Genomic DNA, 14,078 nt, shown 5'->3' on the forward strand with positions numbered 1-14,078 from the left:
TCATGACCAAGAAACTCGACATGAAGGAAGTCAAGGTTGCGTTGCAAAGGAAAGTCGCGCAGACCTACGAGCCGGTGAAGCCGGCGAAGCAACTCGGCTTCATCCACCACAACGTCGATTGCATTGGCTGCCGCGCCTGCGAGATCGCCTGCAAGGACAAGAACGGATTGCCGCCGGGGCCGCGCTTCCGCCGCGTGATGTACGTCGAAGGCGGCCAGTACCCGGACGTGTTCGCCTACAAGGTGAACATGAGCTGCAATCACTGCGCCGAGCCTGCCTGCCTGCCGACCTGTCCCACCGGGGCGATCTGGAAGCGCGAGGCGGACGGTATCGTGGACATCGATTCGACGCTGTGCATCGGCTGCCGCCGCTGCGAGGCGGCCTGTCCCTACGGCGCGCCGCAGTGGAATCCGAAGGAACAGATCGTCCAGAAGTGCAACATGTGCGTCGACGAGATCGAAGCCGGGCGCAAGCCCTACTGCGTCATGGCCTGCATGATGCGGGTGCTCGACATCGGTCCGATCCAGGGGCTCTGGGACGGCAGCCACAAGACCACCGCGATCGGTCCCAACGACAAGCCGGTGCGCCAGGTCAAGAACTTCGCCGATCCGGAGCTGACCCGTCCCTCGATTGCCTTCGTGCCGCACAGCAAGGGCAAGGTCTGATGAGCGTCTCGCACGGCCGCCCGAAGAGGCGCCAGTCATCACAAGGAGCCGGAAAGCGGCGAACCATTGTCACCCCATCCCCTGGGGAGAGGGTCGGGGGGTGGGTACGCCAATGACCTTGAACGCAGAGGTGGCCGCGGCGCTCGCCGAAGATGCCGCCACGCTCGCGCTGCTGCACGACACGGAGTTGACGCCGTCGGTGCTTGCCGGGCTGAAGGAGGCGGGCTTTCCGGCCAACCTCGGCCTGCTGCCGGCGGGCCCGGCCAGCCTGGGCAGTTTCGAGATGATGCGGACGGCTCTGGCCTTCCTGCCGGACAGCCCGGATGCCGCACTGCTCGACGAGCTGGCGGCGGATTTCGCCGCGGTGTACCTGACCGGTGCGTTCGGCGCTTCGCCCAGCGAATCCTACTGGCTGTCCGATGATCACCTAGTCTGCCAGGACGCGATGTTCGACTTGCGCAAGCTATATGCCGAGAACAGCCTGGCCGTTCCCGATTGGCGCAAGCGCCCGGACGATCACCTGGTGTTCCAGCTGCAGTTCCTCGCCCGGCGCCTCGATGCGGCCGCCACCTCCGACGACTGGCGTGCGCTCGGCCGGTTTCTCGATTTCCACCTGCTGCGCTGGCTGCCCGACTTCGCCCGGCGCGTGGCCGACCGCTGCGACACGATGTTCTTCGCCGCGCTGGCCTTGTTGACCGACTCCTGGCTGCAGCAGGTGCGCGACCTGATTGCCGGCCACCTCGCCGAGCACCGGCCAAGCAGGGAGGAAATCGCGGCCAGCCTCGGCTCGCAACGCGAGGCCGAACCGGTGGCGGTACCTGTTGCCTTCATGCCCGGGGCCGCCGGCCCGAGCTGGTAAGGCTGGCACCGGTGACAACCGGTAGCGGCGGCGATTCCGTCGCAACAGGGCAAAGAGCGTTTGTCTGCAGTATCCTCGCTTCATGGTCACTCGCGTTGCCCATTTGAGCCACCACCTGTTGCGCGGCGTCCTGCTGGCCGCCGGCGGAGCTTCGCTGCTGCTGGGTGTGGTCTTTCTCGGCCTCTACCGCCAGCAACTCGAAAATGAACGCGCCGAGGCCTCGCTGCACCTGAACCGCATGCTCCAGGTGACTTGGGAAAACGCCATGCTCAAGCGCGATGTCGAAGGTCTGGTTGACATCGTCGGCAAGCTCGGTGCGCTGCCCGGGATACGCGATGTCGTGATCCTGGCGCCATCCGGAGAGGTGCGCTTTGCCTCGGACGCGGCCAAGCTGGGGCGCCAGATGGCCGATGTGGCGCAGGCCACCACGGCCGGCAAGCCGCTGAGCCGCTTCGAGAACCTGGAAAGCGGCGGTGAGGTGCTGCGGTCCATCAATCCCGTGCCGAATCGCGCCCCGTGCATGCCGTGTCACGGCACCATCGCTGCCAACCCCGTAAATGGTGTCCTGGTGATCGACTACGACGCCGCACCGATACGCGACAGTGCCCGGCGCAGCGCCGCCCTGTTTTTGCTCGCCGGCAGCGCCGTGCTCGGCCTCACACTGGCCACCCTGTGGCTGGCATTGCGCCGCCACGTGATTCGACCGCTGGCCGATCTGGATGCCGCCGCTCGTTCCCTGGCCACCGGCGACCTGTCGGTGCGCGCCGTGGTTACGCGCGACGACGAGATCGGTCGTACCGCCGACAGCTTCAATCGCATGGCGGGGCACCTCGAAACCCAGATGACTCTGATGCAGGCACACGAAGCCTGGCTGCAGGAAATCCTTGACGGACTGCCCGATGGCGTGCGCGTCATCCGCGTCGCCGACAAGAAGGTCGTGCTGGCGAATCGCGCCTTCTGCCAGCAGACCGGGCGGCCGCTCGAAGGGATTCTCGATCATTCCTGCCATAGCAGCAGCCATGCCCGTGCCGAGCCTTGTGTCGCGACCATGGTGATCTGCCCGCTGGTCGAGTTACAGGAAGTCGGAGCGACGCTCAAGGCCAGTCACCGCCACCAGCGCGTTGGCGGTGGCCAGTTCCCGGCCGAAATCAACGCCGTGCTGGTCGAGATCGATCGACAGGGCCACCGAGAGCGCTACATCGTCGAGTCGGTGCGCGATCTCGGCCAGGCGGTGCAGCTGTCCCATGAACAAAGGCTGTCGGAGCTCGGTTTGCTCGCGGCCGGCATCGCCCACGAGATTCACAATCCGCTAGGCTCGGTTCGACTCGGCGTTCAGGGCCTCGCACGCGAGATCCGCGAAACGCGCATTACGCCAGAACAGATCGCCGAGTACATGGGCCTCATCGACCAGGAGATCGACAATTGCATCGCCGTGACGCGCCGCCTGCTGCTGCTGGCGCGTCCGCCCAGCGCCAGCCTGCAGCTGGTCGTGCTCGGCGAAGCCTTGTCGGACACCCTGCGGCTGCTCGAGTTCGACGCCCAGAGCAGGGAAATTCGGCAGCGGATCGAATTGCCCGAGGGGCAACTGCGAGTGCTGGCCGACGAAGCCGAGATCCGCATGATTTTCCTCAACCTGGTGCAGAACGCCCATCACGCGATGCCGGAGGGCGGCACGTTGACAGCCCGGGTCAGCGACTTCGATGGGCAGGCCCTGATAGAGATTGCCGACACCGGAATCGGCATCGACCCGGAACACGTCGCCAGGATTTTCGATCCCTTCTTCAGTCGGCGCGCCGACGGAGTCGCCGGGACGGGCCTGGGCCTGACCATCGTCAGGAACTTCGTCGATCGCATGGGGGGTGAAATCCGGGTCGAAAGCGCACCCGGTGGCGGCACGCGTTTCCTGATTCGCCTGCCGCTGGCCGAAAACGCATGGGAGAACGGCGAGTGAAGAAGAAGACCCTGCTCATCATCGATGACGACGTCGTCTTCAACAGCCTTCTGCGGCGCCAGATCGAGTCGATGGGTTTTTCCAGCGTCGGCGCCGGTACCTGGGCCGAGGCCCAGCAGAAACTTCGTGAAATCGAACCCGATGCCATCATTCTCGATTTCAAGCTGCCCGACAGCGATGCGACCAGGATCCTCGCTGAAATCCGCAACCAGTATCCGGTGATCGTGCTTACCGGCTATGGATCGATTCCCAATGCGGTCAATGCAATCCGCGAAGGCGCGGCTGACTTTCTGACCAAACCGGTGAATGTCGACGAACTGGAAATGACCGTGCGCCACGTGCTGGAAACTGCGGAGCTGAGGGAGTCGAACCAGTTCTACCGCAACCAGTTGGCGGCACGCCGCCCGGGACCCATGATTTTCGACAGTTCCGCCATGCGCGAAGTTCAGGCAATGGTTGATGCGGTCGGGCCGACCGATACAACGGTGCTGATCCTCGGCGAATCCGGCGCGGGCAAGGAACTGGTGGCGCAGGCAATACACGACCGCAGTCCGCGTTGTCACCGCGAACTGGTCGCGATCGACGGCAGCGGCCTGCAGGAAAACCTGTTCGAGTCGGAGTTGTTCGGGCACGAGCGAGGCGCTTTCACCGGCGCCGATCGGCAGAAGAAAGGCCTGATCGAGGAGGCCGCCGGCAGCACGCTGTTTCTCGACGAGATCGGCGACATCGGAGCCGCGATCCAGGCCAAGCTGCTGCGCGTGATGGAGACCAGCACCTTCCGCCGCCTCGGCGGCAACAAGACACTGACCGCCGATGCGCGTTTTGTCGCTGCCACCAATCGCGACATAGAGGCCATGGGCCGCAGCGGCAGCTTTCGCAGCGATCTCTATTTCCGCCTGTCGCGGTTCGTCATCGCGGTGCCGGCACTGCGCTCGCGGCGCGAGGACATCGAACCCCTGGCGCGACATTTCCTCAGCTTGCTGACGCGCACCGTACCCATGACCCTGGCGCCCGACGGCCTGAAACTGCTTCAGGCCCATGACTGGCCCGGCAATGTGCGCGAACTGCGCAACGCCATGGAGCGCGCGATCATCCTGGCCCGACCCGGAACACAGGTCCGCGCCGAGCACCTCGCTTTCATCCCGCGTGCGCACGGCGGGGAAACCGTGCTTCGCTTCGGCCAGGAGCCTACCCTCGAGCAGATCGAGCGCGACTACCTGAAGCAGGTCATGGCGAGGTACGCCGGCAACCGGCAGAAGACGGCCACCGTGTTGGGAATCAGCGAGCGCCACGTGTATCGGCTGATCGAAAAGTATCGCGATAGCTGAGCGGGCCGCCGCTTTCGCATTTCACAAGTTCGCCGCAGCCGGGCGCCCGTATCCGAAACTTGGCGAAGCGTGCGCGCCAGCGAGCCGCCAACCCGCTATCGACAGACCATCTCCGGCAGCACCGACAGATCCTCGATCTCGCCATCCGGGGTTGCCGGTATCCGTTCTGGCGCCTGACCGAAGCGGTTGCACCAGAGCACGCGGAAACCGAAGGCCTTGGCCGAATGCGCATCCCATCCGTTCGATGAGAGGAAGCAGATGCGTGCCGGCACGGTGCCCAGGCGCTGCGAGGCCAGGGCATAGACCGAGGGATGCGGTTTGAACACGCCGACTTCCTCCACCGACAGCACGGCGTCGAACACGTCCGCCAACCCCGAGTTGCGGACCACGGCCGCGAGCATCGGCGGGCTGCCGTTCGACAGGATGGCGAGCTTCATGCCGCGATCCTTCAGTGCGCGCAGCATGGCAGGCACTTCGGGGTAGGCAGCGAGTTGCAGATACAGATCCATCAGCCTGTCACGCAGGCCGGGGCGCTCGATGTGCAGGGTGGCAAGGGCAAAATCCAGCGCATCGCCGGTGACCTGCCAGAACTCGGCATGGTGTCCGGCCAGGCCGCGTAGCCAGGTGTATTGCAGCTGCTTCAGGCGCCACAGGTCGGACAGGCGCTGCCAGTCCTCACCCAGTTCGTCGCGGGCGGCGCTGGCCGCGCTGTTGAAGTCGAACAGGGTGCCGTAGGCGTCGAAAACGCAAGCGTCGATGTTGTGCAGTTGAGTGGGCATGAAAGTTCCCCGCGGTGAGCGATGACTGGAAGTATGGGGTCAGCCCGGCGCGAACGCATCGCTCCGGGCGTAATCGGGGCCATCGACTATGCGCCGGAAGTAGGACAGCCAGGCCGGAGAACCTTCTGGCCAGTTGGCGAGGAAGCTTGCGAGCCACGCGGCGTGGTCGTAGCAAATCGCCAGCGCGTCGACATGGATGCCATGCATTCGTTGCCCGTCTATCGGTTCATGGGGCGAGGCGTGGACGCTAATGCGGGTCAGCAGACCGCGGCGTTCGCCGCGGAAGTTGGGCATGCCGGCGGCGCCGTTGTTGGCTACCAGTCGCGGCCCGCGATGCTTGAAGCGGCGCAAGGCGGGCAGGCAGGTATGGCTGCTGGCAAACAGGTCAACCTCGGCGGCGGCGAATGCGGCCGCCTGCCAGTCGCGTTCGGCGGGATCGTCGAGGCGTGCCGCGTCGAAACGCCAGCCGGCGAGCGAATCGGCATCGCCATGGACGACGCCGATGCGCAGGTCGCCGACGCGCCACCGTGCCGCCAGCGCCGACTTTTCGAAGCGCGCAAGGATGTCGGGGTGTCGCGCCGCGGCGGCTTGCAGCCTGGCGTGGATTAGATTGGAGCGTTCCACCACGGCATCATCGACTGAGTCCGGATAGGCGCAGCCGCATCCCGTGTCACCGCCGTGCGCGCCGAGTTCCGCCTCGACGTTGCCGGCGATGAAGCTGTGGCACAACACGCGCTCGTTGATGGCGCGAAAGCCCGCGTCATCGACGTTGAACCAGTTGAAGTCACCGTTGAAGCACAGTGTGACCGGGCCCGGCTCGGCGCGCGCCATGTCTTCGATGGCGTCCAACGCCGGCAGGTTGCCGTAGAGCCCGCCGATCACGTACAGCGTGCTTGCGGACTGCTCCGGCAGCGTCGCGATGGCGGCGGCGCCGTAGCGATAGCGGAGCGGGCAGGTCCTGCCGGGGCGCGCGGCGGAATCGACCGGGATCGGCATCGGCGATGCGCAGGCCTCAGCCCGCGCAGCTTGGTGCCGGAGCGGTTTCGTGGCCGAGCGCGCCGCCGCAGCTGGAACCCTGGCCGGCGGTGCAGCCATAGCAATGGTTCGCGATCCGGATCGCACCGTCCTCCATCGCGGCGGCGCTGGCACGGCTGATGTGCAGACGTCCGCCGGCGGGGCCCGCGATCGCCAATCCGAGCTGCTGGTTGAAGTCGCAGTCGTAGAGGTAGCCCTGCCAGTCGACGCTGACCAGGCTGCGGCACATGACCTGCGCCAGGTTCTCGTCGCGGTGAGCGGCGCGCAGCGTAGTCATGTAGGCATTAAACTGCCCCTTGGAGATCAGCATGCTGCCAAAGCGCTGGATCGGCATGTTGGCCAGGGTGAACAGTTCGTTGAAGACGACGCCGTATTTTTCGCCGAGGTGTTGTTTGTAGGCGGCCTGCAACGCGGACTGGGGTGGCGGCAGGCTCGGGCCCTGCGGGTTGTAGACCAGGTTCAGGAGCAGCCCGCTGCCGTCGGCACCATAGCCCAGCGCGTTGAGCTGCCGCAGGCCGCACAGGCTGGCCTCGAACACGCCCTTGCCGCGCTGCTGGTCGACGTTTTCCTCCAGGTAGCAGGGCAGCGAGGCGACGATCTCCAGGCGATGGGCGGCAAGGAAGGCGGCCATGTCCTCGAAACCGGGCTCCTCCAGGATGGTCAGGTTGCAGCGGTCGATCACGCGCAGCCCGCGCGCGCGCGCCGCGATGACCAGACGGCGGAATTGCGGGTTGAGTTCCGGCGCGCCACCGGTCAGGTCCAGCGTCGCGACGCCGGGACTGGCGGCAATGAAGTCGATCACCGCATCGATGGTTTCAGCGGTCATTTCCTCCGTGCGCTTGGGGCCGGCATTGACGTGGCAGTGGACGCAGCTCTGGTTGCATCGGTAGCCGAGGTTGACTTGCAGCGTGTCGAGTGCGCGCCGCTTGAGGGCGGGGAAATCGGTCTGGCGCAGCAGAGGCAGGGTGGCGTGCATGGGGGTCTCCGGTAGGCAGGCATTATGGCTTAGTCGCCCGCGCCAGCGGTTGCTTACGGTAGTCGGGAAATATTTTCGCGATGCCCCTATCGTGGACGTCCGCAATTGCCCGCGCGACTTCGAGAAAGTGCAGGGCCTGCGCCGCATCGTCTACGCCAGCCATGACTACCATGAGGGCATCCGCGCTTTCAAGGCAAGGCCCAAGCCGGTGTATCTGGGACGCCAAGCGTGACAGGGAGTCTCCAAGGAATTGCTTGAAGTGCCGGCGCTCCGCGCTATATAGTGGCGCCGTAGACCTGATGCCGGACCGACGGAGCACCCATGGACGTATCGCACCTGCCGCTGGATCTTGCGGGCTTGCTGGCCCTTGCCGGTGGCCTCGGCTGGGCGGCGGGTCTGCGCCTCTACACGGTGATCTTCGTCGTCGGCATGGTCGGCTACCTGGGCATAGCGGAACTGCCCCCGGGCCTGCGTATCCTGCAGCATCCGCTGGTCTTCGGCGCCGCCGGGCTGATGCTGTTCGTTGAATTCTTTGCCGACAAGATTCCCCTGCTCGACAGCGCGTGGGACACGGTGCATACCTTCATCCGCGTTCCCGCCGGCGCCGCGCTGGCGGCAATGGTGTTTGGCGGTCAGGGCCTCGAATGGCAGACGGCGATGGCGGTGCTCGGCGGTACGCTGGCAGCCGGCACCCATTTCACCAAGGCCAGTGCGCGCGCCATGATCAACACTTCGCCCGAGCCCTTCAGCAACATCGCCGCCTCGACTGGCGAAGATGTCGTGGTGCTGACCGGACTGTGGCTGATGTTCGCCCATCCTTGGGTGATGCTGGGCCTGTTGGTGCTGATGGTGGCGCTGATGGTCTGGCTCTTGCCACGGCTCTGGCGCGGAATCATGGCCTTGATCAACCGCCTGTCGTTGCCGCGCTGGAGCGCGGGAAGCAATCCCTGAGTTCCTTTTTGCCGTTGCGCCAGCGCCGACTCTTCAGAACCGGGCGCTGAAACCGGTGCCCGCCGGTGGCGCAGCCGTTCAGGCCGCGATGGCTTGGTCGCGCAAGAGGTAATCGGCGAACTCGACCGCCGGCATCGGGTGGGAGAAATAGAAGCCCTGCGCTTCTTCGCAGTGCTGATTGCGCAGGAAGGCGACCAGTTCTTCGTCCTCGACGCCCTCTGCAATGGTCTTGAGGTTCAGGCTGGCGGCCATCTGGATGATGGCGCGCACCATCAGTGCGTTGTTCGGCTGGTTCTCCATGTCGCAGACGAAGGACCGGTCGATCTTCAGCTTGTCCACCTTGAAGCGGGTCAGGTAGGCCAAGCTGGAGTAGCCGGTGCCGAAGTCGTCGATCGAAAGCATGACGCCCAGCGATTTCAGGCGCTGCACGGTTTGCAGGACTTGCTCGGTATTCTGGATCAGGATCGATTCCGTCAGTTCGAGCTCGAGGCAGGCGGGTGGCAGGCCCGATTCCTCGAGCGCCGTCCGCACGCTGGCTTCGAGGTCGCCGCGGGTGAACTGGATTGCCGACACATTCACGGCGACGACCAATTGCGGGAGCCCCGAACTGCGCCACGCGGCGGCCTGGCGGCAGGCTTCGCGCAGTACCCAGTCGCCGATCGGTACGATCAGTCCGCTGTCTTCCGCGACCGTGATGAACTGGTCCGGCGCCAACTCACCGCGTTGCGGGTGGTTCCAGCGGATCAGCGCCTCGGCGCCGACCACCGCACCGGTCGCGAGGTCGATCTGGGGCTGGTAGTTGAGGCGGAATTCGCCGCGGTGCAGGGCGTGCAGCAATCCGACGCGTATCCGATGGTGTTCGACGGCGTCGATGTTCATCTGTTCGGTAAAGAAGCTGTAGGCGTTCCTGCCGGTTTCCTTGGCGTGGTACATCGCGGTATCGGCGCGCTGGAGCAGGGTTTCGATGTCGCGTCCATCGTCGGGATACACTGCGATGCCGATCGAGGTCGAGGTAGATAATTCGTTGCCCTCGATCTCGAAGGTGGCCGCGAGGGCGTCGAGGAGCTTTTCGGTGACGGCGGTAATGGCATCGGTGTTCAGCACGTTGCCGAGCACCAGCAGGAATTCGTCACCGCCCTGGCGACAGATCGTGTCGCAGTCGCGCATGCATTCGCCGAGGCGGCTTGCGACGGCTTTCAGCAGCAGGTCGCCAACAGCGTGACCGAAGGAGTCGTTGATGGTCTTGAAGTTGTCGAGGTCGAGGAAGATCAACGCCGTCTTGCTGCCGGCCCGGTCGGCGTAGGCGATGGCCTGGTTCAGCCGGTCTATTCCCAGGCGCCGATTCGGCAGGCCGGTGAGTGGGTCGTGGTAAGCCATGAACTCAATGCGGGCCTCGGCCTGCTTGCGGTCGCTGATGTCGAGGAAACCCATGATGTAGTTGGATGGTCGGTTCCCGGAATCGCGGATCACGCTGACATGGAGCCAGGCCGGGTAGGTTTCGCCGTTGCGGCGCTGATGCAGTACTTCGCCCTGCCAGTTGTCGGCATCCGTCAGTTCATGCAGCATCCTGCGCAGCATTTCGGGATCGCTCCGCGTGGCATTCAGCAGGTGCATCGTCTTGCCGCTGACTTCGTCTTCACGATAGCCGCTCATGCGCGTGAAGGCGCTGTTGGTGGACAGGATGTGCATCTCGGCGTCCGCGATCACAATCCCTTCGCAACTGCTTTCGAACACCTTGGCCGAAAGGCGCAGTTTTTCCGCGCTGTCGCGCAGCGAGGCCTTTTGCAGGCCGATGTGGGTTTGCAACAGGTTGAAGCTGTGCAGCAGGCGCCGGATTTCCTTGCTTCCGTCAGCCTGCAGCGGTTGCAGCTCCCTGTGGCCCTGGGTCATTTCATCGAGCGTGTTCGCTGCGCGGCTGAGGGGTTTCAGTTGGCCGTTGAGGTAGAGCCAGAGCAGGAAGGGAATCAGCAGCGACGAGAGCGTGGCGCCGAACTGAATCTTGTCCCGTATCGAGTCGATCGATTCGAAGGCGACTCGGGTCGGCAGGTTCGACAACACTACCCAGCCGGTGCTCGGTATCCGCATCGCCGAACTGAACTGCTCGACACCGCTCGAATCGGGCGCCACGCCAAAGCCGACAAAGCCGTCGCGGTAGCGGTCGAACATGCGGTCGATTCCCCTGGGCGGCAGGGGTTTCAGTATCAGGCCGGGATCGGTCGACGCGACGAAGACATTGTCCCGCAGGGAGGCGACGTGAAGCTTTTCTTCGGTGCGGAGTCGTCCGGTGATGGCCTTGCCGAACAGATCGTCGCTCTGGATGCTGATGGCGCCAACCAGTACGGCGACGACGCGTTGCTTTTCATCGCGGATCGGGGCGCCCATCATCAGCTCCGGCCGGGCGCCGGAAGAGCCGGATGCGGGTTTGCCGACGAGCGCGATGCCGCGATCGACGACGTCGCGCACCAACAGCGTCGCGGCAAGCGCAGGCAGTGGCGGGCTATCGTGCCGAACGCGGGGCGAGAGTTCCGTTCCGTTGCTCGCGAAAATCATCAGGCCGCCCCCGAACATGCCGGACGGCGGCAGGTGTTCGGCGAGGAATCGATCGAGCTGGACGGCGTCCCCGAGCCATCGCGGATTGATGCGGTCGGCGGTTCCGGCGAGGAAGGCCAGGCGTTCCCGTGCGGCGGATTCGATGTTCTCCGCGATCGGATGCAGCCTGGAAAACTGCGCGGCTTCCAGCACCGACTGGAACTCGCCACGCACTTCCCGTTCAAGCTTGTAGGCGAGCACTATCACCGTGCTGACGAACAGCAAGGCGGTGAATAGCGTCAGCTTCGACTTGAGACTCAGGAAGCTCATCGCGGCGAAACTTCGCTTGGCCATCCGGCCGGCGCGTTCGGCACCCGTGCGCCGCGCGACCCGGACTCGGCCTGGGCGGAACCATGGCGAAGTTCGGTGGCGAAGCGTACGGTGCTGGACAAGCGGAGCGACTGACGATCCATTGGGTTGGCGGAAGGGTTCTGGTGCGATCAATTTCGTGGCGTGCAAGAAACGTCGACGCGGCAAATTCGGCCATGACGTCATCCTGCGTCGGTTGAATTCACGAGCCGGAGCCGGAGTCCTTGAAGAAAATGCTACCCGCCGCTACAGCCCCGGGACAGGAGAAATGTCACGGATTTCAACCAAATGGCTGTATTGCGGCGCTGTCCAGAACCGTTGCCCGTGGCTACGCGTACGATGCCGTGGGACGCGCCTAGGTAGGAAACGGGGTCGACTTGCGCTAGCGCGCGCGAGGCGATCCGGGTCCGGCGGCAGCGCCCGATTGCTGTCGCAGGCGACGGGATTCGCCCAGCGCGCCCTTGATGCGCAGCAGGCTGCCGTCGAGCGCGGCCTGCCCCAGCCACCACTGGTAGTCGGGCGACTGGTGGGCCAGCCCAAGGCGCAGGTCGCGCAGGTTCCCGTCGCGCAGCGTCGCGAACAGTTTCTCGATGTGCGCCAGTTCCTCGCCGGAGATTTCCGTGCGCGCCACCGCCACCAGTGCCTCGGCTTCGCGCCGTTTCATTTCGCCGATCGCCAGCCCGCGTTGCGCGGCGGCATTCTGCTCGGTCGCGTAGCGCGGCGAATGGCAGGCGCGGCAGCTCTCCATTGCCGCTTCGCGCGCCTGCGCCCGAGTGCGTTTGGCGGAGTAGTGCTGCGCGGTCGGCGCTTTGGCTTCGACGAGGTGACAGGTGGCGCAGTCCGGCGCGCGCCGGCGCTCGCGGCCGGCTTCGATCCCGGCAATGACGCCGTGCTTGGACAGCGCCCAACTGCGCTCCGCCGCGCCGGCGTGGCAGTCGACGCAAGGCTTGCCGGCAGCCGGGAGGGCGACGATCCACAACAGGAACAGGCCCAGGGCGCGCATCAGTTGTGCTTCCTGTTGTGCGCCGTGTACTCGCCTTCCGTCCACAAGGGGCGCGGGTCGGGCCGTGGGCCTCGCGCCTTGGCGCGCAGGTTCCCGGCCTGGGTGGCGATGGATTTCTCGGCATGGGCCAGGGCTTCGTGGCCTTCCTTGACCAAGGCTGGCGCGCCGTGGGCCGAGGCCTTGTAGGCGCCGAGGTTGGCGAAATACCACATCTCGAAATAGTCGCGCTCGATGGGCGAGACGTTGTAGAAGCTCGAAGCCTGGCCCTCGAAGAAGCCGATGCGTTCCTTCGGGAACCAGGCATCCATCCAGTCGGTCGGGTAGGGCGGGCGCTCGCCGGCGGCGGGGTAGATGGCCCTTTCGCTCCTCAGCTCGCGCAGCAGACGCTCGGTACGGTTGAGGCCATGCCATGCCTGGGTGCGCTCGCGATCCAACTCGTTCAGTTGCCGGCGCGAAAAGTCCTCGTCGTGGCAATCGGTGCAGACCTCGATCCAGCGTTCGCGCTTGACCTTGTTCTCGGCGGTGTTCGGATTCACCTGCCGCAGGCCGAATTGCCAGATCGACTTGTCGGCAACGACGTGCTGGCCGTTTCGCATGTGGCAGTAGGCGCAGGTCGGCGTCAGGTAGTTGCCCTTTCGCAGCGGCTTGCTCCAGTCGGTCGTTGCGGCGTCGGCGAGGTAGCGCTTGCCGTGCGCCGAGCCGTAAAAAGTCTCGTCGTCCGGGTGCGGCGGACCGCTGTGGCAGGTGGTGCAGGCCTCGGCGCGGCGGGCTTCGGCGGCCTCGAAGCGGTGGCGGGTGTGGCAGGAATCGCACTTGGTCGCCACCGAGTGGCATTGCACGCAGGCCGTGGTTTCCGCCTTGGGCTTGTCGGCGAAATGCTTGCTGTCAGTGGCGCGCTCCATGGCCAGCACGTGGCTGGGGAAGCCGTACTGCTTTTCGGACTGGAAGGCGTCGTGCTGCACGGCGTGGCATTCCGCGCATACCTTGGGCGTCGGCATGCGCAGCTTCTGGTGGTCGGCGCCATGGCAATCCGGACAGGCCACCGGCGCGCGATTCGCCGGCTTGCTGTGGCGGCTGTCGCGCCAGTCGGCGACGATGCCCGGCGTCAGCGCTTCGTGGCAGGTGATGCATTCCGCGGCTGGGAACACGCCTTCGACGCTAACGACCGGCTGGTAGAAACGGTCGGGGTCCCAGTAGCCCTGCACCGGGTCGGGCTGCCACTCGCGCGAGTACAGGCCGCTGCCGGCGCCGCCCTTGCTCCAGTCGACCCAGACCATGCCCAGTGCGATGCCGGCCAGCGACAGCAGCACCGGGATCAGCAGCCAGCGCCGGGACATCAGCGATCCCGGCGGTGGCGGGCGACGGCGCGAGCAATGCCGATGCCGGCGAGCAGCAGGAAGGGCAGCAGCGTCAGGCCGGGCATTGTTTCGTTCGTGGTGCAGAAGAAATCGAAATTGACCGAGTGAACGTGGGCCCAGGCCGGCGTCGCCAGCGTCACGGGCAGGAAAGCAAGACGCCTCATGTCGCCAGCCTCGTTGTCATCAGCGGCTGCGGCGCCGCTTGCCAGGCGCGCCAGGTATTCCAGTCGGCCAGGCGCCGCTCGGCCAGCACCGTGCGCGCGGCGCGGCGGCCG

General features: G+C 65.4%; 13 protein-coding genes. 6 read left to right on the forward strand and 7 right to left on the reverse strand.

Annotated features, from left to right (window positions below; all coding sequences use genetic code 11):
- The first annotated feature begins 2 nt into the window (after nt 1-2).
- The 4 genes from J0M27_RS18980 to J0M27_RS18995 all read left to right on the forward strand — a co-directional run bounded on the left by J0M27_RS18980 (nt 3) and on the right by J0M27_RS18995 (nt 4,803).
- Nucleotides 3-665, forward strand: coding sequence for a 4Fe-4S dicluster domain-containing protein (locus J0M27_RS18980; protein WP_294995508.1), 663 nt, complete (start codon nt 3-5; stop codon nt 663-665).
- A gap of 112 nt (nt 666-777) precedes the next feature.
- Nucleotides 778-1,524, forward strand: coding sequence for a molecular chaperone TorD family protein (locus J0M27_RS18985; RefSeq protein ID WP_294995511.1), 747 nt, complete (start codon nt 778-780; stop codon nt 1,522-1,524).
- Nucleotides 1,525-1,606: 82 nt separating this feature from the next.
- A complete protein-coding gene (locus J0M27_RS18990; protein ID WP_294995514.1) occupies nt 1,607-3,475 on the forward strand; it encodes a HAMP domain-containing sensor histidine kinase in 1,869 nt (622 codons plus the stop codon).
- Nucleotides 3,472-4,803, forward strand: a complete 1,332-nt coding sequence (locus tag J0M27_RS18995) for a sigma-54 dependent transcriptional regulator (RefSeq protein ID WP_294995516.1) — start codon at nt 3,472-3,474, stop codon at nt 4,801-4,803. The genes J0M27_RS18990 and J0M27_RS18995 overlap by 4 nt, the downstream gene beginning before the upstream one ends.
- A gap of 95 nt (nt 4,804-4,898) precedes the next feature.
- Here J0M27_RS18995 and J0M27_RS19000 read toward each other — a convergent pair whose 3' ends face one another.
- Genes J0M27_RS19000 through arsS form a run of 3 tightly spaced genes read right to left on the reverse strand, consistent with a single transcriptional unit; the run spans nt 4,899 to nt 7,593 of the window.
- The gene (locus tag J0M27_RS19000) at nt 4,899-5,582 is read right to left on the reverse strand and encodes a haloacid dehalogenase type II (protein ID WP_294995519.1); all 684 of its coding nucleotides are present in this window, start codon (nt 5,580-5,582) and stop codon (nt 4,899-4,901) included.
- Between the two features lie 39 nt (nt 5,583-5,621).
- The gene (locus J0M27_RS19005; RefSeq protein WP_294995521.1) at nt 5,622-6,578 is read right to left on the reverse strand and encodes a hypothetical protein; all 957 of its coding nucleotides are present in this window, start codon (nt 6,576-6,578) and stop codon (nt 5,622-5,624) included.
- Between the two features lie 16 nt (nt 6,579-6,594).
- Nucleotides 6,595-7,593, reverse strand: coding sequence for an arsenosugar biosynthesis radical SAM (seleno)protein ArsS (arsS, locus tag J0M27_RS19010; RefSeq protein ID WP_294995523.1), 999 nt, complete (start codon nt 7,591-7,593; stop codon nt 6,595-6,597).
- 91 nt (nt 7,594-7,684) lie between these two features.
- Here arsS and J0M27_RS19015 point away from each other — a divergent pair, with 91 nt between their 5' ends.
- Nucleotides 7,685-7,825, forward strand: a complete 141-nt coding sequence (locus tag J0M27_RS19015; RefSeq protein WP_294995526.1) for a hypothetical protein — start codon at nt 7,685-7,687, stop codon at nt 7,823-7,825.
- 89 nt (nt 7,826-7,914) lie between these two features.
- Entirely contained in the window at nt 7,915-8,544 is a 630-nt protein-coding gene (locus J0M27_RS19020; RefSeq protein WP_294995529.1) for a DUF4126 domain-containing protein, read from the forward strand.
- A 78-nt stretch (nt 8,545-8,622) separates the two neighbouring features.
- On the opposite strand, the gene J0M27_RS19025 is transcribed toward J0M27_RS19020, so the two are convergent.
- The 4 genes from J0M27_RS19025 to J0M27_RS19040 all read right to left on the reverse strand — a co-directional run bounded on the left by J0M27_RS19025 (nt 8,623) and on the right by J0M27_RS19040 (nt 13,967).
- Nucleotides 8,623-11,427, reverse strand: coding sequence for an EAL domain-containing protein (locus tag J0M27_RS19025; protein ID WP_294995532.1), 2,805 nt, complete (start codon nt 11,425-11,427; stop codon nt 8,623-8,625).
- A gap of 397 nt (nt 11,428-11,824) precedes the next feature.
- Nucleotides 11,825-12,445 carry a hypothetical protein gene (locus J0M27_RS19030; protein ID WP_294995535.1) on the reverse strand — a complete coding sequence of 207 codons (621 nt, stop codon included), beginning with the start codon at nt 12,443-12,445 and terminating at the stop codon, nt 11,825-11,827.
- Complete coding sequence (locus tag J0M27_RS19035; protein WP_294995538.1) at nt 12,445-13,782, reverse strand: multiheme c-type cytochrome; 1,338 nt, start codon at nt 13,780-13,782, stop codon at nt 12,445-12,447. The genes J0M27_RS19030 and J0M27_RS19035 overlap by 1 nt, the downstream gene beginning before the upstream one ends.
- Nucleotides 13,782-13,967, reverse strand: coding sequence for a hypothetical protein (locus J0M27_RS19040; protein WP_294995541.1), 186 nt, complete (start codon nt 13,965-13,967; stop codon nt 13,782-13,784). Before J0M27_RS19040 ends, J0M27_RS19035 begins: the two co-directional genes overlap by 1 nt.
- Nucleotides 13,968-14,078: the final 111 nt, after the last annotated feature.

It is taken from the genome of Sulfuritalea sp. (assembly GCF_017302275.1).
In the GTDB taxonomy this organism is placed as follows: Bacteria; Pseudomonadota; Gammaproteobacteria; order Burkholderiales; family Rhodocyclaceae; genus Sulfuritalea.

Excerpts from the sequence above, each read along its gene's own strand:
- J0M27_RS19020 (WP_294995529.1), top strand. The coding sequence starts at position 7,915 with ATGGACGTATCGCACCTGCCGCTGGATCTTGCGGGCTTGCTGGCCCTT.
- J0M27_RS19040 (WP_294995541.1), bottom strand. The coding sequence starts at position 13,967 with ATGAGGCGTCTTGCTTTCCTGCCCGTGACGCTGGCGACGCCGGCCTGG.
- J0M27_RS19005 (WP_294995521.1), bottom strand. The coding sequence starts at position 6,578 with ATGCCGATCCCGGTCGATTCCGCCGCGCGCCCCGGCAGGACCTGCCCG.
- J0M27_RS19035 (WP_294995538.1), bottom strand. The coding sequence starts at position 13,782 with ATGTCCCGGCGCTGGCTGCTGATCCCGGTGCTGCTGTCGCTGGCCGGC.
- J0M27_RS19030 (WP_294995535.1), bottom strand. The coding sequence starts at position 12,445 with ATGCGCGCCCTGGGCCTGTTCCTGTTGTGGATCGTCGCCCTCCCGGCT.
- J0M27_RS18980 (WP_294995508.1), top strand. The coding sequence starts at position 3 with ATGACCAAGAAACTCGACATGAAGGAAGTCAAGGTTGCGTTGCAAAGG.
- J0M27_RS19000 (WP_294995519.1), bottom strand. The coding sequence starts at position 5,582 with ATGCCCACTCAACTGCACAACATCGACGCTTGCGTTTTCGACGCCTAC.
- J0M27_RS18985 (WP_294995511.1), top strand. The coding sequence starts at position 778 with ATGACCTTGAACGCAGAGGTGGCCGCGGCGCTCGCCGAAGATGCCGCC.
- J0M27_RS19025 (WP_294995532.1), bottom strand. The coding sequence starts at position 11,427 with ATGGCCAAGCGAAGTTTCGCCGCGATGAGCTTCCTGAGTCTCAAGTCG.
- arsS (WP_294995523.1), bottom strand. The coding sequence starts at position 7,593 with ATGCACGCCACCCTGCCTCTGCTGCGCCAGACCGATTTCCCCGCCCTC.
- J0M27_RS18990 (WP_294995514.1), top strand. The coding sequence starts at position 1,607 with ATGGTCACTCGCGTTGCCCATTTGAGCCACCACCTGTTGCGCGGCGTC.